Origin of the sequence: Streptomyces sp. NPDC058308, assembly GCF_042880275.1 — a bacterium.
GTDB lineage: Bacteria > Actinomycetota > Actinomycetes > Streptomycetales > Streptomycetaceae > Streptomyces.
Map to the genome: position 1 here is coordinate 99,732 of NZ_JBHVZA010000016.1, position 17,334 is coordinate 117,065.

Genomic DNA, 17,334 nt, shown 5'->3' on the forward strand with positions numbered 1-17,334 from the left:
CATGAGCTCAGTAAACGCCGGGCACCCGAGTGTCGTAGCCGACCAGCATGTCGTGCGGGCGAGTGTCGTGGTGAATTGCAGTCAGGATTCGACATTCTCGACGTTCGTCGGCCGGGTCGCGGACTGGTGGCCGCTGCAGTCCTACTCGCTGGGGCGAGATCAGATCAAAGAAGTCGTTGTCGAGAAGCATGTCGGCGGCCGAATGTACGAGGTCCGGGCGGACGGTGAGTGCAATTGGGGTGTGATTACCAGTTGGAACCCGCCGCATGGGTTCGTGCTTCGTTGGGACGTAATCCCCGGCTCCGCGACCTATGTTGAACTGATTTTCCAAAAGGTGACCGACCATTCGACGCGCGTGTCAATCGAACACACCGGATGGGAGAATGTCGACCCATCCATGCTGCCCTCGGACTGCAGTTACGGGGAAGGGTGGCGCGTAACCCTGTCTCATTTCGCCGAGGAATGCGCGAAGCAGTCCGAACAGTAACTGCTCGTGCTTCAACTTTCTTCAGCCAACGGAATAGTGACCTGATCCCGGGGTGCTCGTTGATCCTTGTATGCCGACGCCCCGTACTCATGACGAACGCCTGGCTGCCGCCCGTCTCCGGCTTCGGCAGGAAGGGCAGATGTGGCTGTCGACAGGTGGGTGCTCCGGACCGCATCTGATTCCGGTCGCGTTCGTCGATGACGACGACGCCATCGTCACCGCGACCGGCGAGAGCAGCAAGACCGTCCGGAACCTCCGGGAGACCGGACGGGCACGCCTGGCGGTAGGCACCACGTGTGATGTGGTGATGGTCGATACCGTTCTCGACGGTTTCGTGCCGGTTCCCGAGGTCGCCACGGACGTCGCCGACCGCTTCGCCGCTGTCTCTCATGACCCGAGGAAGATGGAGGGTTACCTCTACATCCGACTGCTCCCTCGCCGCGTTCAAGTGTGGAACGGATTTCACGAGTTCCGTGGCCGGACAGTGATACTCAAAGGCCAGTGGCTGTCGGACCCGGTCGACTGAACCCGGCTCAGTGGTCTGCTGGCGAGGCGGCCTCGGTGGCCAGCAGCTCGTCGGTGATCTCCTCGACGCTTCGGTGCTTGGTCTCGGGCCCGAACCACAGGAACATCACGGCCGCCAGGAGCAGCGGCACGGCTCCGATGAGCGCGGTCGCGGCGATCGAGGGGACGGTTGTGCTGGCGACGACAACTGCGATGATCAGGACTCCGCCGAGCTTGGTCATGCCGGCCGCGAGGCCCGAGCCGCGCGAGCGCAGCATCGTGGGATAGACCTCGGCGGCGTACGCCGAGACGACCGCCGTCACCGAACTGACCGCGGAGAGCGGCACGATGAGCAGCAACGAGAGCGCGAGGCGGTGGTCGGCCAGCGAGTCGCCCGCCACCACGAAGCCGCCCAGCGACAGCGCCGACACCACCGAGAGCGTGACGATCGTCTTGCGGCTTCCCCACCAGCCGTAGGCCACCGCCACGAGCACGGTGAAGGGGAGCCCGAGCAGCGCCGCGTTGCGCACGACGTAGTCCGATTTCACCGCCGAGTATCCGAGGTGCTGCAGGTTGGTCGGCACCCAGAGCTGAAAGCCGAATGTGATGAGGCCCGCCCCGGCGGCGAGGACCAGGATCGCGAGGGTGGAACCGGCCAACGGGCGCCGGAAGAGCTGTTGGTAGCCGTGAAGGGCGGGTGTCTCCGGTGCCACGGGGTCGCTCGGGGCCTCTCGCACCTCCGCCCCGTACCTGGTCATGATCGCCTTTGCCTCCTCGTTCCGGCCGCGGGCGATCAGGTAGCGGGGCGATTCGGGGATCCAGTGGTTCAGCGCGATGAACAGCAGCCCCGTCGGTAAGCCGATGAGCCAGAGGATGCGCCAGCTGTAGGTCGGGGCCAGCCAGCCGGACAGCCAGCTCGTGATGAGGTACGCACCGGCGATGTCACCGCCGATCAGTACCATCAGCCAGCCGCGGTGGCGCGCGGGGATCGTCTCGGCCATCAGCGCGAAGGCGATCGGGATCATGCCGCCGACGCCGATCCCCATCATGAAGCACATCAGCAGATTCCACTTGAAGCCGGGCATCGCGCCGCAGATCGAGGTGGTGATGAAGAGTATTCCGGCCAGCAGAATCGAGGAGCGCCGGCCGATGCGGTCGCCCAGCCCACCCCATATCCACGAGCCGAGGACAGTTCCGGTGATCCCTGAGAGCGGGAGCCAGGAGACGGGAATGTCACCGTGCGGATTCGCCGGGGATTTGAGCCCGTACTCCTGGGCGACCCCGGGCGCGACGAACGCCAGCGTCGCGGGCTTCATGACGTCGATCGTGATCGCGATGGCGAGAACGACGAGCAGTGCGACGTGCTGACCTCGTATCGGGGCGTCGTCGATGGCGGTGACGCGCAGGGACCGCGCCGATTTCTTGATCTGGGCCCCACGTGGGGGCAGCACACCGTAGACGACCGCGACCAGGCCGACGGCGATGAGCGCCATCCCGGTGATCATGGCGCCATCCGGTCGCATCCCGGACATGACGTAGTTCATGTGGCGCGCCGAGAAGTACATCGGCAGGTGCAGCACGACGCCCGCGGTGCACGCCAGCACTCCGAGCCAGAATGCAGCCGGGTGTTCGAAATCCCCCCGGACGAGACTGATTTTCCTCATCGCCATGAGCAGCCCTCTCATCAGCCGAACGCCCTGATGAGGTTAGCGGGTTGCGGTGGCGAGCACCCCTTCTGGGTTTCCTCGATCGCATTTCAGCAATCGCGGAGAAGTCAGGGCCGACTGGAGGCCCCTGACGTGCAGACAAGAATGCTCAGCGGGCTCGGTGTCGCGATGATCTCGTCGAGTTGAAGATCGGCGTTTCCGAGGAGTCGGCGGAATTCGTCGGCCGTACGCTCTGCGCCGTTGAGGTTGATGAGCATGTTCAGGTCCTGGAACTTGCTCAAATCGGCTTCGTTCGCGGGTCGGACCACGCGAGTGATGATCAGTAGCCTCGCGCGGTCGACCATCGCGTCCCGGCAGGTGCGGAGCAGCTGCGTCGCGCGTTCGTCATCCCAATCGTGGAGGACCGATTTCATGATGTAGCAGTCGGCGCCGGACGGGATCGTGGAGAACATGTCTCCCGCTATCGCCTGGCAACGGTGCCCCAGTCCGTTCGCGACGAATTGGTCGCGGGCCTCGCGGGTCACCTCCGGTTGCTCGAAGAGGATGCCTTCGAGGTGCGGATACTTGTCGACGATCGCGGCCAGGAGGTTTCCCTGTCCGCCGGCGACGTCGACCACCGTGACGGCGCCCGAGAAGTCGTAGTTGTCGAGGATCGCGCGGACTTCGGCGGTGGAGAACGCGCTCATCGATGACTGGAACAAGGCGTGCGCGTCCGCATGCGTGGCGAGGTACTCCCACATCGACATCCCGAAGACGTGCTCGAACGCCGGCTTTCCCGTTCTGACCGTGTGACTCAGATTGCCGAGCGTGGGCCACTGCAGGTCCGAGCCCATCAGCCGCGCGACCGGCTGCAGCGACCCGGGGACGTCGGAGCGCAACAGCTCGCCGGTAGCAGTCAGTTCGAAGGAACCGTCGTCGCGTTCGTAGAACACCCCGATGCCGGCCAGAGCCCTCAGGAGCCGGTACATCGCTCGGGCATCGCACTGCGTGGCACGGGCGAGATCGGATGGTCGCTGTGGCGCCTCGTGCACGTGGTCGGCAATCCTCAGATCAGCGGCCACCGCGATGCATTGCGACGCGTAACAACCCATCAGCAGCGAGAACATCTGCTGTCGAGGGCTTGCGACAGGAGCGGCGTGACTGCCCGCGGGCGACGCCGAGGATGATCCCTTGTGGCCACCGAGCTCTGAGGTCATGGTTGTTCCGATCCCTGATCAGGTCGTCGTCACAGGCCCACAGACAGTTCGGGAACGAGCGGCCGCGCCCACATCGTCCCCGTCATGACGGGCAACCCGTGCCGGCGAGCTGCCGGCAGGGGCGACCGCGTCGGTCTCACTCGCCCGTCCTGGCGCTGGTGAGTCAAACAGAAGACCGATCCCACAGGCCGATGGTGTTTCCGTCCGGGTCGGTGAACGCCGCGACGTTGCCGAACCCGGGCAGCTCGGTCGGCTCCATGACCCTCGTGCCTCCCAGCTCCTCGGCCCGCTTCAGCGCGGCACCGAGATCAGGCGCGTGGAAGTACACCCGGACGCCGGGCTCGCCCATGGCCGGACCGATCCCGCCGATCACGGACCCTTCGCCGGACTGGGTGTCGACGAGGGCGTATCCGCCCATGTCCGGTAACTGGTTGACGTTCCAGCCGAACAGGCCGGCATAGAACGACTGAAGACGCTCGGCGTCCTCGGACGAGGTGATCTCGAAGTACGCCAGTCGCTGACCCATCCTGCGCTCCTCCCAAGTAGGTACTACTTCTTAAGTCAGTCTGAACTTACCTTAGGGCCTTTCGGGCCGTCAACGGTCCGCCCGGCCAGGGAGTGGGCGGGCTCGGGACCACTGTTCGCCTCACCGTGGATCTCGCTATCCAAAGTGGAAGGTGAATGATCGCTACTGGATGGACTCAGGGGGGTCAGCGTGAGCCGGCCGGAGTCCGCATCGGTGTCGACTCTGACTGTCTGGCCTGCTGTGACGCGTTCGGTGAGCACCAGCTCGGTCAGCGGATCCTCGATGAGTGTCTGGATCGCCCGACGCAGCTGCCGCGCCCCTTCCCTCGGGTTGTGCCCGTGGTCCGCCACGTGCTCGCGGGCGGCCGTGGTGACGTCGATCGAGATGCCGGTGGCGCTCAGCCGGTCGTCCAGGCCGTTCACCAGCAGTCCGACGATCGCCAGGATGTCGTCCCGCGACAGCTCGGGGAAGACGATGATGTCGTCGAGTCGGTTGAGGAACTCGGGCCTGAAGTGCTGTTTGAGTTCGGCGGTCACCACATGCTTCTGATGCTCGTACCGACGGTCGCTGTCGCTGTCGCCGTCGGTGAAGCCGAGGCGGCCTCTGGCCAGATCCCGCGAGCCGAGGTTGGTGGTCAGGATGATGACCGTGTTCGTGAAGTCCACCCGTCGGCCCGCGGAGTCCGTCAGATGCCCTTCGTCGAGCACCTGCAGCAGTGTGTTGAACACATCGATGTGGGCCTTCTCCACCTCGTCGAACAGCACGACCGAGAACGGCTTGCGGCGGACGCGTTCGGTCAGCTGTCCGCCCTCGTCGTGGCCCACGTATCCGGGCGGCGCACCGACGAGCCGTGCAGCCGTGTGGCTCTCGCCGAACTCGGACATGTCGAACCGCACCAGATTGTCCTGGTCATCGAAGAGGAACTCGGCCAACGCCTTGGCCAGCTCTGTCTTACCCACGCCTGTCGGGCCGGCGAATATGAACGAGCCGGCCGGCCGGCGCGGGTCCTGGATTCCCGTGCGGGTGCGTTTGATCGCTTTGCTGACGGCCTGGATCGCCTCGTCCATGCCGACGACACGCCGGTGCAGCCGATCTGCCATCTGTCCGAGCTTCTGCGACTCGTACCGGGACACCGTCGACACCGGCACGCCGGTCTGCTGCGACACGACCGCCGCCACGTCGGCGGCCGCCACATCGGTCGACGGCGAATCGAGTCGCAGCGCGACTTCCGCCGCGGCCTCGTCCATCAGGTCGATCGCTTTGTCGGGCAGGAACCGGGTGGGCAGATAGCGGCAGGACAAGTCGACGGCTGCCCGGATCGCCGCGTCAGCGATGGTCACTTGATGGTGCGCTTCGAACAGCGGCTTCAGCCCGTTCAGGATGGCGACGGCGTGGTCCGGGGTGGGTTCGTCCACGCTGATCCGCTGGAAACGACGGTCGAGAGCCGAGTCCTTCTCGAGCGACTTGCGGTACTCGTCGTGGGTGGTCGCGCCGATGAGCTTCATTTCGCCGCGGCTGAGCATGGGCTTGAGGATGTTCGCGGCATCGATCGACCCCTCCGCGGCACCTGCACCGACCAGCATGTGCACCTCATCGATGAACACGATGATGTCGCCGCGGCCCAGCACCTCCTTGAGGACGTCCTTGAGACGTTCCTCGAAGTCGCCTCGGTAGCGCGAACCAGCGACCATCGATGCCAGATCGATCGAGTAAAGCTGCTTGTTGGAAAGCGATGGGGGGACCGCACGGGCAACGATGTTGCGAGCCAGTCCTTCTACGATGGCTGTCTTCCCCACGCCGGCGTCCCCGAGAAGTACGGGATTGTTCTTCATGCGCCGCGAAAGCACTTGAGTCAGCCGTCGAATCTCCGCGTCACGGCCGATGACGGGGTCGAGTTTGCCTTCGGCGGCCTGCCGGGTGAGGTTGACACCGAACTGGTCCAGGAGCTGCGATCCCGCGGGCTTGAACGTGGCCGGCTCGACTGCGGTGGACTGGAGTTCAGTCGCTGCATCCGTCGCCATGGCCTTCAGAAGCTCGGAACGCAGATCCCCCGGGTCGAGTCCGAGGCTGAGCAGAATGTCGACGCTGAGATTGTCCGACGTCTGAGCGAGGAGGGCGAGCAAGATGTGCGCGGGCTCGACCGCGGGGTCACCACGGCGCTCGGCCTGACGAGCCGCGGCGCTGAGCACCTCGGTGGCCTGCGAGGTCGTCTGCAGCTCCGTTGCCGGACGAGGTTCGGATTCCCCGAGGATGAAATGGACCCGCTCATGGAGCGTCTCCACGGAAGCGCCGTGGTCCTGGAGAACACGTGCGGCTGCCCCTTGCGCGTGATCGGCCAGTCCGAGGAGCAGGTGCTCGGGGCCGACGTAGGGATGATTGAAGCGTTGCGCCTGCCCTTCGGCCAAGCTGAGCACCTGGTCGGCGGCGTCGCTGAACTTGTCGCGCATAGGTCTTCCCCGGCTACTGATCGATAAGGCTGGACATGATGTAAGGAGCGGCCTCAATCTGGAAGTCCATGTGGGGCGCCAACTCGTTGACAGTTCCCTCGAGCGCGATCAGGCACAGCAACGGAAACGTCATCTCGGGCTCGGCGTAATAGCCGTTGCTCTGCTGGATCTGAAACAGCCGCGCGGCAAAGCGGGGAACAGAGAAGTTCGCGACATCGAGTTCGGCGGACTCCTCCACGAGCCGAACGATCTCCGCCTGGAACCGATCCAGGTTCTGGTCGTGGTGGTCGACCCCTTTGGTCGTAGTGAGCAGGATCTCCGCGCACTCCTGCCCACGCCCGGTCACCATGCCGCCGAAGAAGCGGGTGAAACGCTCACGAGAGAATTCGCTGAGCACGTGCGCGAACCCGACGTCGAGCAGAACGAGCCGTCCGTCGGGGAGCAGGTAGGCGTTTCCCTGGTGCAAGTCGATATGCACGAAACCATGCACGAAGATGAGTTCGTACATGGCGCGGACCAGAGTGGTGATGCCCTCGTCGCGCAGGCTCGGCGGGGCGGTCGCGAACATCTGACGGTCCAGGCCGGTGACGAACTCCATGGCGAGCAGTTCCGAGTTGGAGTATTCGTCGACCGGCGCCGGAATGACGATGCGTGCTTCGTTCTCCAGGATCCCCCGAAGCCGGGTCAGCATGAGGCGTTCGCGGTCCAGATCGAGCTGGTTGAGCACGGCGGCGCACAGATCATCGACGATGGCAACGACCGGGCTGGAACGCATCCACGGCGTCTTCGCACACAGCCGCGCGAACCAGCGCAACATGGCCGTGTCGACAGGCACCGTCGCGGCTGCGTCGGGCCGCCGTATCTTCAACGCGACAGGAGCGCCGGGTTCGGGCTCCCACCGGTACACGCAGGCGATCGATCCGCTTGCCACGGGACCCTTCGCCACTGCCGCGTACGCGCTCGCCGGCAACGGCGGTTGCGAACGTTCGAGCACCGCAAGCGCATCAGCGATGCTCATCGGGGCGACGTCGTCCTGCAGCCGCGACAGCCGGCGTGCGAGTCGTGGACCGATGAGGTCGGATCGGGTGGCCAACAGCTGACCCACTTTGATGTAGGCCCCTCCGAGCGACTCGACGGCTCGAACGAGGGAATCGGCGGCCGCGTCCCCCGCCCGTCTCGGACGTGCGAGGGCGGCGCCGGCCACGCGTGCCGTCGCTGTCGCCACAGACACGAGTCGAGCCGTGGTACGCACGGTGTCTCGGCTTCGATTCGCTGCACGCTTCATGCCGGCCCCGTGTCGAAGAGTTGTCGATGTGCCTCGTCCAAGAGGGGAGTGGCGTCCTCGACGCCGGGATGCCGCGCCAACGCGGTCACCGGAGTGACCCGTTCGAAGACCGTCGGCTTCTTGACACCCGCTCGACCGACCTGAAGCCGCACGGGCATGCCGTGATCGGCTTCGCTTCCGAACTCCAGGACCCGCCAGGAACGTTCGAGCACGTCGTTCCGGCGCACAAGCCGAGCCACCGGTGTCGCCTGACCATCGACAAGGAACTCGGTCACCGACACGTCGGCCGCCCGGTACGTCACCTGGGCCGATGCGCCCAGCGACGTCGCCCACGACGACTCATCCGATGCCACCTCGACGCAGGTCGTGGGGAGCAGACTGGGGCTGATCGTGCGCATGAGGTCCAGATAACTGATGTCCGTCAGCGGGAGGCAGTCGAACATCTGCGGCCGGTCGATCTCCTTGGGGGCGCGCATCGTCGGAATGAAGGTACGGATCCGGCAGCCACCGGGCCGCGTCACGTCTTCCCAGATCGCCACCTCGGTACGGCTCAGGGTCTGCGGGGCGTCGATCCGCACCGCGGTCAGGAACCGGTGGCCGAGAGCGGCGCGAGCGAAGGTGTACCGCATCGCGCGATGACCTATCGAGGAGGAGACACCGAATGCGTACGCTGTGAGCGGGCCCGCGCCCAGGTTGACGCGGGCCCGTCCACGATCATTCACCGCCGGTTGCTCCCTGCTCAGGCGATGATGGTGGCGAACTCGACCGGGTTGGTCGCGTTCTTCACCGGGATGTGGTGCAGCAGTGCACCGATTTCGAGGTCCGCCGCCAAGAGCGTCCCGACCCGACGGTCGCCGTCGTACAGCGCGTACGACGTCGACGTCCGGGAGACGTCACCGATCGGCGGAACCATGTTGACGCGCGACTCGACATCGACGCGGACGTCGCCCGTGTCGATGATCGCGCCGAGGTTCTCGATGTCGAACCGCGGGTACAGCGCGGTCACGCAGTTTTTCATCGGGGTGATCTCGGGGTCCACCGGGCCAGGGACGAGGTTGGGCGACACAGTGGCGCCTTCACTCTTGGTCGGGCTGTTGGTCACCCTGATCTGCCCGAACACCTCGCTCTCGCCGACGACCTGCAGCGAGAGGAACTGTGCACCGATGGTTGCCGTGCGCCACGTGAGCTCGGTCTCGCCCTCGGCGCCGATTCGCGGCTCGTGCCGGCGGTAGACGCCGATGCCGTGAAGGTCGACCAGGTCCTCGCCGAGCCCGTCGATCGCAACGTGGATGCGCTCGCGGACGGTGAAGGCCTCAAGCGCGGCCGGACCCAGGGTGTAGGGACGGATGGTGTAGAGGTCGCCGCCCCACGCGAGTTCGTGCCCCTTGACTACTTCGGCATTGTGCAGCGCCGAGCCTTCAGCGCCCTTGACGGCCGCGCCCTCGCGCAGCTCGTTCATGAGGCTCATCAGATCCTCCTGTTGAAGTTTTCGCGGTCTGGTTGAACCTGTTGTGTTTTGTCTTGGGCCGAGCCCGGATCAGGACTTGCTCGACAGCGACTGCATCAAGCCCTCCAGGGCATCGATGACGTACGCGAAGTCGATGATCCGCTCAGGCAGTTTTGTCGAACTCGCGGTCCGGTCCCCGAGCTCGACCTCGAGTACGTCGATGAGCCGCTCAAGGTTGTTGTGCGAGATGGTCACCGGGAAGTAGCGGAGCTGCTCCGCGTACTTCGGGTCTGCCATCGGCGGGCCGGGCTCGATGCCGCGGTCGGGTCCGTAGGCGGCACGCCAGGCTTCCTGAACGGCCCTCTCGTACGTGAGGAAGGAGCCTCGGAAGTAGGGCAACCAGATCGCGCGCAGATCCCGCGCCGACATGCGGCCCCTGACGAATTCGGTGGCCGCGGGCACCACTTCGGAGCGGTACTCCTCGAGCAGCGCCGTCGTGTCGAGACTGCGAGGAGCGGCGAGGTCGGTCATGGCGGTTCCTTCCGCGAGTCGTCGGGCGGGCTGTGCCGCCATCGGAGGGCTGCACCACTGTGACTGCTCAGGACTGTTCGTACCGTGCAGTGGGGCGCGCTCGTCCGCCGTCGTCCGGTGGGCCTGTGCGGGCTGCGGTGGTGCGCGGTGCGGGCCTGCGGCGGGGGAGAGACAGCTGCGTATCACTCACTAGATCACTCTTTTTTTCTGTAGTCAATAGCCGACAGCTCACGAAATGTGCGGTGACTTGCGGTTGGTCGCCGAGCAGGCGGAGGCGACCGTGCGGGAGGGTTCTTCGAGGTTGCTGAACCCCTCCGGTGAGCCTTTCGCTCCCCGCCCGAGGGTTCCGATGACCGCGCGAAATCGGTAGAACATGCTGTAGCGACCGCTCGGGGCTGTCGCTTGTCCTGCTTCTGCGCACGGAACGGCTCCGCAACTGGGCGCGCGGTAGGCGAACTTAGCGCGTACGGGTAGGGCGAAGTCTTGACTCGGGCAGACAGCGGCATTACGATTTCGGTACTCAAACATGTAGCTACCTACGGTCGGGCAACTTCAGGCAGCCCTGTCGGCGTGCGCGCTTCCGCGACAAGGAGCGGGGTCAGGGTGGTCGGAGTTCCGGCAGAGCTCGGAGTGCTCAGATGACCGGCATCGCCGAGTCGACCAGGCAGAAGTTCGGTGAGATGAGCGCGCTCTTCGCCGACCCGTACCCGCTGTACCGTCACCTTCGTGACGAGGAGCCGGTCAAGTTCTCGCCCGAACTCAATGCCTGGGTGGTCAGCCGGTACAACGACGTCAAGGCGGTGTGCGGCGACCCGGAGACGTTCTCGTCGCAAGGGCTGACGCACCCCTTCGACGATCCGCATCCCGAGGTCGCCGAAGTGCTGGCGATGGGCTACCCGATGGTGCCGATCGCGATCAGTACGGATGGCGAGGCGCACGCACGATTCCGCTACCCGTACGTCCAGGCCATGGCCCAGACCCGGACCAACGAATTCGGCTCGGTCGTCGACGGCGTCGTCGACCGGCACCTGGACCGCGTCGTTCCGTTGGGAAAGTGCGATCTGATCGCGGATCTGGCCCGGCCCGTCACCGTCGAGGTCATCCTGCGCTTCATGGGCATCTCGGCGGACCACATCGAAGACGCGTCCCGGTGGAGCAGGGACCTCGTCTCGTTCCTGTTCGCGCCCGCCGAGCTGGACGAACGCTTGCGGCAAGCACGCAATCTGGTGGCGTTCCAGCACTTCATCGCCGACGAGATCGAGGAGCGTCGGGCCCGGCCCACATCCGACGTCATCAGCGTCATGGTCCACGAGCAACTCCCCGGCGCCGAACCCCTGTCGATGAACGAGATCGTCAGCGCGCTGTGCGGGCTGGTCATGGCAGGGCATAAAACGACCATCGATACCGTGGGCAACGGCATGGTCGTGCTTCTGTCGGAGCCCGCCCGTTGGGCACACCTGTGTGCCGACCCGTCGACCATCCCGACGGTCGTCGAAGAGATTCTGCGCTACGACGCCCCCCTGCAAGGTCTGTGGCGGACGACGACCCGGGACACCGTCCTTGGGGACGTGTCCCTGCCGGCCGGCTGCAGACTGTTCATCCTCTTCGGATCCGGCAACCGCGATGAGGATGCGTTCGACTCTCCCGACCAGGTGCGCGTCGACCGCATGCCGAATCGGCATCTGTCCTTCGGACACGGCGCGCACTTCTGCATCGGGGCGCCGCTGGCGAGGACCGAGGTGCAAAAGATCCTCGCGAGCCTCGCGGAAAGACTCCCGAATCTGTCGCTCTCGCCGGAGTTCACCGGCGAACGTCACACACCCGTCCTGGGGTTCCACGGATACACGCAAGTGCCGGTCGAATGGTAACGACCACCCGTCTGCCTACCAGGCTAGGAGCACGTGATGCCACACATCACCGTCGACGCCCGGATGCCCGGCATCTTCGGGCTGTTCAACTACCGCCCCGAAACCGCCAAACCACTCCTCGAGTTCTGCGAGGCACTGCTGCGCGACGACACCTCCCTCTCGCGGGGCGAGCGTGAGCTCATCGCCGGGCATGCGTCCAACCTCAACGCCAGTCCGTTCTGTGCCAACGGGCACTTCGCGATCGCGGCAGCCCAGCTGGACGACGGCGAGGCCATCGTCGACGGCGTCAGGTCACGATCGACCGACACCGCGATCAGCCCGAAGATGAGGGCGTTGCTCGACATCGCGACAAAGGTGACCGCCGACGGCAAGACCGTTCAGGACGCGGATGTCGCGAAGGCGCGCGAGGCGGGAGCCACGGAGCGCGACGTGCACGACGCGGTCCTCATCGCTGCCGCCTTCGCCATGTTCAACCGCTATGTCGACGGACTGGGCGCCGTGGTGCCCGAAGACCCGGAATTCTACAAATCCATGGCCGCGGGACTCGTCAGTCAGGGGTACGCCGCCGGCGTCCGCTCCAGGACCGATCGCGAGCCCGCCTGACCTCGTGGGAGATCATCGATGTGCGGAATCACCGGCTGGGTCTCGTTCGATTCAGGGTTCGGTGCCCGGCCGGCCGATGTCATCGAGTCCATGACAGCGGCCGTGTCGCGCCGCGGCCCCGATGCGACCGGAACGTTCGTACGCGCGAACGTCGCCCTCGGTCACCGGCGGCTGGCCGTGATAGATCCGGCAGGTGGCCGGCAGCCGATGGTGGCCACCGAGAGCGGCCATGAAGTGGCGCTCGTCTACAGCGGTGAGATTTACAACTACACCGAACTGCGGGCCGAACTCAGGGCGCGCGGCCGCCGATTCGAGACGAGGAGCGATACCGAAGTCCTGCTCCAGGGCTATCTGGAGTGGGGAGAGTCGGTCGTCGAACGACTCAACGGGATGTTCGCCTTCGCGATCTGGGACGAGCGGCGAGAGCGGTTGTTCCTCGCGCGGGACCGCTTCGGCATCAAGCCCCTGTATGTCTACCGCATACCCTCCGGGATCGTCTTCGGGTCCGAGCCGAAGGCGATCCTCGCGCATCCACTGGCCGACCGCACGGTCACCACCGACGGTCTGCGTGAACTGTTTGCGATGACCGGCCAGCCCGGCTGGTCGCTGTGGCGCGACATGGACCAGGTGCGGCCGGGCACGACACTCGCAGTCGACCGCAAGGGCATTACTCCGTACACCTACTGGAGTCTGCAGACCCGGCACCACAGCGACGACCTGCCCACCACGGTCGAGCGTGTGCGCGCACTGCTCGACGACATCGTCGAACGACAGCTCGTCTCTGACGTCCCCCTATGCGTACTGCTGTCCGGCGGTCTGGACTCGAGCGCCCTCACCGGACTCGCCACTGCGACCGAAGCGGCGAAACGCGGGGCGCTGCGGACCTTCTCCGTCGACTTCGAAGATCAGGAGTCGACGTTCGTACCCGATGAGATCCGCGATACGCCGGACGCCCCGTTCGTCCGGGAAGTCGTCGAGCTCCTCAAGACCAACCACCACCGCGTCGCTCTCGATCAAAACACCCTTTCGAGGCCCAGCGTTCGCCGTGCCGTCGTCAGCGCCCGTGATATCCCCGCCGGGCTCGGCGACATGGACAACTCGCTGTATCTGCTCTTCCGCGCGATTCGCGAACAGTCCACCGTCGCCCTTTCGGGAGAGTCCGCGGACGAGATCTTCGGGGGGTACATCTGGTTCCACCACCCGCAGTCCGTCAACGCGGACAACTTCCCCTGGCTGGCATTCCGCAGCGCCTTCACCGCCGACCGGTTCGCCCTGCTGAACCGCGACCTGAGGGCGAAGCTGGAGCTCGAGGATTTCATCGCCGACCAGTACGCCGTCTCCCGCAAGGAAGTGGAACAGCTCCCCGGGGACGACGACCACGAAAGGCGGATGCGGCGCATCAGCCACCAGCACCTCACCAGGTTCCTTCCCATGCTGCTCGACCGGAAGGACCGCGCCTCCATGGCTGTCGGGCTGGAAGTCCGCGTTCCGTACTGCGACCACCGCCTGGCCGAGTACGTCTACAACACGCCGTGGTCGTTCAAGACCTTCGACGGCCGCGAGAAGAGCCTTCTGCGCGAGGCCGCCGGCGCCGTAATGCCCCGGGCTGTCCGCGATCGCGTGAAGAGCCCCTACCCGACGAGCCAGGACCCCCGGTACGCCGCAAGCCTCGTCAGCCAGCTGTCCGAGATCCTCGCGCAACCCGACCACCCCGTCTTTGCGATCGTCGACCGGCGGTGGGCACAGGCGACCACCGAGATTCCGCCGGACAAGATGCCGGGGGACGTCCGGGCCGGACTGGACCGGATACTTGACGTGTATCACTGGCTCGACATGTACTCGCCCGACCTGCTGCTGTAGATCTCATCGAGGCGTGACCGGCTCGCTGTTCCCCAGGGGCCTTCGCCCGGCGTTGCGCACCATTCGCGCGAGAGCCGATGGGCCAAGGAGCGACGCGGGGGACTTCACCATGTTGGCCACGTCCCACAGCCTCGCCGCGATACTCGGGTCGTGCTGGCCCGCGACCACGCATTGGGTGACGTACCGATTGATCATCTTCGTCGGCCAGGGGCGGTGGCCGCGGGTCTCGGGATAGACGAAATCGGCTCCGGTAGCCGTCGTCCAGGCCGGTGACACCGCACGTGCGGACAGTCGGTAGAACGTGCGGGTGAACTCCGGGCCCATGACATCGGACCGCGCCAGGGCTTGCTGCAGGGCGACGACCTGAACCGCGGCAGAGGTCATGCCCTGCCCATACAGGGCGTTGAGGCTGCATACGGAATCGCCGACGCACACGAAGCCGCGCGGGTGGGCCGCGAGCCGGTGGAACAGCCGCCACTCGCTTCCCGGCAGCCGGAAGCGAACGGCCGCGCCGATGGGCCGCTCGTCTTCGATGATGGACGCTATTTTGGCGGTGGGCAGGGTGCGGGCCCAGCTGAGATATCCGGCCGGGTCGGTCGGCGCTCCCTCGCCGTGCAGCCCGGCGAGGGTGATGATCCACCGGTCGCCCTCGATCGGCATCGCCGTGCCGAACCGCCTCTTGGCCTGCGGGTCGCTGATGACGAAGTATCCGGCGGCGCCATCGGTCCGCACACTCGTCGACCGATGGAAGACACGGGTCGTGTAGCGCACGTCGGACTGGACCAGCTGGACGTCGGGGACGGGGTATCCGAGCCCGGTCAGCCAGTGGTCGGCACGTGACCGTCTTCCGGAACAGTCCACGACGAGGTCGGCGTTGATCACCGTCGATCCGCCGGACGGATCGCGCACGCGGACCCCGCCGACGGCGCCGTCGCCGCCGACCAGGCCGACCGTCTCACCGGTGCGGAGTTCGACGACTCCGTTGCTCCCGACGTGCTCACGCAGCAGGAACTCCAACAGCGGACGTGAGCAGGAGATGATGGGGGCCGCGTCGGTCACCGCCGCGCGGTAGCCCTTCTGCTGCCACCACCACACCCGGTCCATGGGCATCACGACCGCACCGTGCCGGATCAGGTCGTCCGTGATGCCGGGGCACAGGGTGTCGAGGATCTGCTCACCGCGGCGCAGGAGCGTATGAGGGTGCTTCGCCTGCGGGACGCCGCGCCGGACACCGCTGCTCGTCGTATCCAAGGTGTCGCGTTCGATGACGACGACCTCGTCGAACGCGGCCGAGAGCGCCTGTCCTGTCAGCAGGCCGGCGATGCTGCCGCCGATCACCACGGCTCTCTGCAAGGTGACCCCGCCTTCCGTGTCAACAACGCTCACGCGGCGGCAGACCGGCCAGATCCTCGGTGGTCTGGACGAAGTTCTGCCAGCTCAGCATGAAGGAGTCGAAACGGGAAAGATCCTGGAAGTTGGAGACCGGGCCGAGCGAGATCCGTAGCGCACCGCCGGTCTGAATGCCGACCTCGTGCCGATAGTGGTCCACCGTGTACGGGCCGTTGCTGAGCCGGCCGGCTCGTAGCAGGTCGTCCGTAGCGAGGCAGAACGCGGCCTCTCCGACGCCGGGGTTGCAGAAACAGCCGGTCCTCAACGCTATGTCCATGTCGACGGACCGGCTCTCGACCAGGCGCTCATCGACCACGCGGCCGTTCCTGTCCAGGACGTTGAACGCGATGGTGGGCCCCCTGTCGACGACATCGCCGGGGCCGTAGACGGCGCACATCGGCATGCCGTTGTCGTGCTCCAGTTCCGTCATCCGATGCAGCGCATACTGCAGCAGACTCGTCATGCGTGCCCGCGCCAGGTCCCGTTTGACGACGTTCGTGACGTAGTCCAGGCCGATGCCGACACCGACAGCGCCGAGGAAGTTCGGCGTGCCGTCCTCGAACCCCTCCGCTCCCGGCGCGAGCGCGTGCCAGCCTCCCATCGCGCTGGACGCGATCACGGTGCCGCCCGAGAACCAGGGGCGCCGCAAATCGGCCAGCGCCTCCTTCCTCGCGACGAGGCAGCCGATACCGGTCGGCCAGCCGAAGATCTTGTAGAAGGACATCGGCACGAAGTCGGGTTTGTGCTCGGCCAGGTCGAGGTCCTGCGACAGCACCAGCGCGGCCGCGTCGAGCAGCACCTTCCAGCCGTGGGCGTGAGCCACGTCGATCCAGTCGAGCGAATGGCGCACCCCGGAGAAGTTGCTCTGGGCCGGGTAAGCGAAGAGCGACGGGCCGTCCGTGCCGCCGGCAAGCACCCGGTTCGTCTCGTCGGCGTCGGCCCTCAAGTCCGCGCCGAGCGGTACGGTCGTCACCTCGGCGCCCAGCCGCTCGGCGTACTCACGAATGCCGAGCACGGAGTTGTGGTTGTCCTGGAGCAGACCGAGACGGGACGGCGCGGCGAAGGGGAACGCTTCGGCGACCAGTCGGATCGCGGCCGAGGCGTTCGCGCAGAACACCACGGTGTACTCGTCGGGTGAAGCGTTCAGGAAGTCGAGCACGGCCCGCCGCGCCGCTGTGATCGCTTCCGTCGAGCGCCGCGAGGGCAGGCTCGCCGAGTGCGGATTTCCCCAGATGTCGTCGCAGACGGAATCGCGGTATCTGTCCAGCTGGTATCGACCGGGAAGCGCACTTCCGGTGTAGTCCAAATACACCTGGCCGAGACGATCCAGTTGTGAGAAGTCCCGGGCACGAACCTCGTCGAGATGGTCCGCGGCAGCGTACTGCCAGTGATGGCTCGTGAAGTCCGCGAAACTCAGCTCGGTGGCCGACATGACGGGCTCCTCTCAGATCCAACTGGGCTCGGCAGGCAGCCACGAGTGATTAATACATAATTATTAAGCTATCCTCCGGCTTGGCGCATTGT

At 65.9% G+C, this 17,334-nt stretch carries 15 protein-coding genes; 5 read left to right on the top strand and 10 right to left on the bottom strand.

All coding sequences use genetic code 11. From position 1 onward, the window contains the following. Position 1 precedes the first annotated feature (1 nt). Both ACFVYL_RS22365 and ACFVYL_RS22370 read left to right on the top strand, forming a co-directional pair. On the top strand, positions 2-487 hold the full coding sequence (locus ACFVYL_RS22365; protein ID WP_389718848.1) for a hypothetical protein: 486 nt from the start codon (positions 2-4) through the stop codon (positions 485-487). Between the two features lie 70 nt (positions 488-557). Next, on the top strand, positions 558-1,013 hold the full coding sequence (locus ACFVYL_RS22370; RefSeq protein WP_389718850.1) for a pyridoxamine 5'-phosphate oxidase family protein: 456 nt from the start codon (positions 558-560) through the stop codon (positions 1,011-1,013). A gap of 7 nt (positions 1,014-1,020) precedes the next feature. Here the strand turns inward: ACFVYL_RS22370 and ACFVYL_RS22375 are convergent, their stop codons facing one another. From ACFVYL_RS22375 to ACFVYL_RS22410, 8 genes are all read right to left on the bottom strand, one after another. Next, entirely contained in the window at positions 1,021-2,595 is a 1,575-nt protein-coding gene (locus tag ACFVYL_RS22375; RefSeq protein WP_389718853.1) for an MFS transporter, read from the bottom strand. 170 nt (positions 2,596-2,765) lie between these two features. Further along, positions 2,766-3,854, bottom strand: coding sequence for a methyltransferase (locus ACFVYL_RS22380; RefSeq protein WP_389718856.1), 1,089 nt, complete (start codon positions 3,852-3,854; stop codon positions 2,766-2,768). 163 nt (positions 3,855-4,017) lie between these two features. Beyond that, positions 4,018-4,380 carry a VOC family protein gene (locus ACFVYL_RS22385; RefSeq protein ID WP_389718858.1) on the bottom strand — a complete coding sequence of 121 codons (363 nt, stop codon included), beginning with the start codon at positions 4,378-4,380 and terminating at the stop codon, positions 4,018-4,020. A gap of 35 nt (positions 4,381-4,415) precedes the next feature. Next, the gene (locus ACFVYL_RS22390) at positions 4,416-6,827 is read right to left on the bottom strand and encodes an ATP-dependent Clp protease ATP-binding subunit (protein ID WP_389718860.1); all 2,412 of its coding nucleotides are present in this window, start codon (positions 6,825-6,827) and stop codon (positions 4,416-4,418) included. Positions 6,828-6,840: 13 nt separating this feature from the next. Continuing rightward, entirely contained in the window at positions 6,841-7,932 is a 1,092-nt protein-coding gene (locus ACFVYL_RS22395; protein WP_389718861.1) for an ABC1 kinase family protein, read from the bottom strand. Between the two features lie 176 nt (positions 7,933-8,108). Next, positions 8,109-8,690 carry a hypothetical protein gene (locus ACFVYL_RS22400; protein ID WP_389718863.1) on the bottom strand — a complete coding sequence of 194 codons (582 nt, stop codon included), beginning with the start codon at positions 8,688-8,690 and terminating at the stop codon, positions 8,109-8,111. Between the two features lie 161 nt (positions 8,691-8,851). Beyond that, the gene (locus ACFVYL_RS22405) at positions 8,852-9,571 is read right to left on the bottom strand and encodes a DUF6073 family protein (protein WP_389718865.1); all 720 of its coding nucleotides are present in this window, start codon (positions 9,569-9,571) and stop codon (positions 8,852-8,854) included. 78 nt (positions 9,572-9,649) lie between these two features. Then, entirely contained in the window at positions 9,650-10,090 is a 441-nt protein-coding gene (locus ACFVYL_RS22410; RefSeq protein ID WP_389718868.1) for a hypothetical protein, read from the bottom strand. Positions 10,091-10,728: 638 nt separating this feature from the next. On the opposite strand from ACFVYL_RS22410, the gene ACFVYL_RS22415 reads away from it, so the two are divergent. From ACFVYL_RS22415 to asnB, 3 genes are read left to right on the top strand one after another with little or no spacing between them, the layout of a single operon-like run. Beyond that, entirely contained in the window at positions 10,729-11,958 is a 1,230-nt protein-coding gene (locus ACFVYL_RS22415; protein WP_389718869.1) for a cytochrome P450, read from the top strand. A gap of 36 nt (positions 11,959-11,994) precedes the next feature. Further along, on the top strand, positions 11,995-12,561 hold the full coding sequence (locus ACFVYL_RS22420) for a carboxymuconolactone decarboxylase family protein (protein ID WP_389718871.1): 567 nt from the start codon (positions 11,995-11,997) through the stop codon (positions 12,559-12,561). An 18-nt stretch (positions 12,562-12,579) separates the two neighbouring features. Continuing rightward, entirely contained in the window at positions 12,580-14,421 is a 1,842-nt protein-coding gene (gene asnB / locus ACFVYL_RS22425) for an asparagine synthase (glutamine-hydrolyzing) (RefSeq protein ID WP_389718872.1), read from the top strand. Positions 14,422-14,424: 3 nt separating this feature from the next. Here asnB and ACFVYL_RS22430 read toward each other — a convergent pair whose 3' ends face one another. Together ACFVYL_RS22430 and ACFVYL_RS22435 are read right to left on the bottom strand one after the other, a co-directional pair. Continuing rightward, on the bottom strand, positions 14,425-15,774 hold the full coding sequence (locus tag ACFVYL_RS22430) for an FAD-dependent oxidoreductase (RefSeq protein WP_389718873.1): 1,350 nt from the start codon (positions 15,772-15,774) through the stop codon (positions 14,425-14,427). 19 nt (positions 15,775-15,793) lie between these two features. Then, positions 15,794-17,242, bottom strand: coding sequence for an aminotransferase class V-fold PLP-dependent enzyme (locus tag ACFVYL_RS22435; protein WP_389718874.1), 1,449 nt, complete (start codon positions 17,240-17,242; stop codon positions 15,794-15,796). Between the last annotated feature and the right edge of the window lie 92 nt (positions 17,243-17,334).

Excerpts from the sequence above, each read along its gene's own strand:
- ACFVYL_RS22415 (WP_389718869.1), top strand. The coding sequence starts at position 10,729 with ATGACCGGCATCGCCGAGTCGACCAGGCAGAAGTTCGGTGAGATGAGC.
- ACFVYL_RS22385 (WP_389718858.1), bottom strand. The coding sequence starts at position 4,380 with ATGGGTCAGCGACTGGCGTACTTCGAGATCACCTCGTCCGAGGACGCC.
- ACFVYL_RS22370 (WP_389718850.1), top strand. The coding sequence starts at position 558 with ATGCCGACGCCCCGTACTCATGACGAACGCCTGGCTGCCGCCCGTCTC.
- ACFVYL_RS22380 (WP_389718856.1), bottom strand. The coding sequence starts at position 3,854 with ATGACCTCAGAGCTCGGTGGCCACAAGGGATCATCCTCGGCGTCGCCC.
- ACFVYL_RS22390 (WP_389718860.1), bottom strand. The coding sequence starts at position 6,827 with ATGCGCGACAAGTTCAGCGACGCCGCCGACCAGGTGCTCAGCTTGGCC.
- ACFVYL_RS22410 (WP_389718868.1), bottom strand. The coding sequence starts at position 10,090 with ATGACCGACCTCGCCGCTCCTCGCAGTCTCGACACGACGGCGCTGCTC.
- ACFVYL_RS22420 (WP_389718871.1), top strand. The coding sequence starts at position 11,995 with ATGCCACACATCACCGTCGACGCCCGGATGCCCGGCATCTTCGGGCTG.
- asnB (WP_389718872.1), top strand. The coding sequence starts at position 12,580 with ATGTGCGGAATCACCGGCTGGGTCTCGTTCGATTCAGGGTTCGGTGCC.
- ACFVYL_RS22405 (WP_389718865.1), bottom strand. The coding sequence starts at position 9,571 with ATGAACGAGCTGCGCGAGGGCGCGGCCGTCAAGGGCGCTGAAGGCTCG.
- ACFVYL_RS22365 (WP_389718848.1), top strand. The coding sequence starts at position 2 with ATGAGCTCAGTAAACGCCGGGCACCCGAGTGTCGTAGCCGACCAGCAT.
- ACFVYL_RS22435 (WP_389718874.1), bottom strand. The coding sequence starts at position 17,242 with ATGTCGGCCACCGAGCTGAGTTTCGCGGACTTCACGAGCCATCACTGG.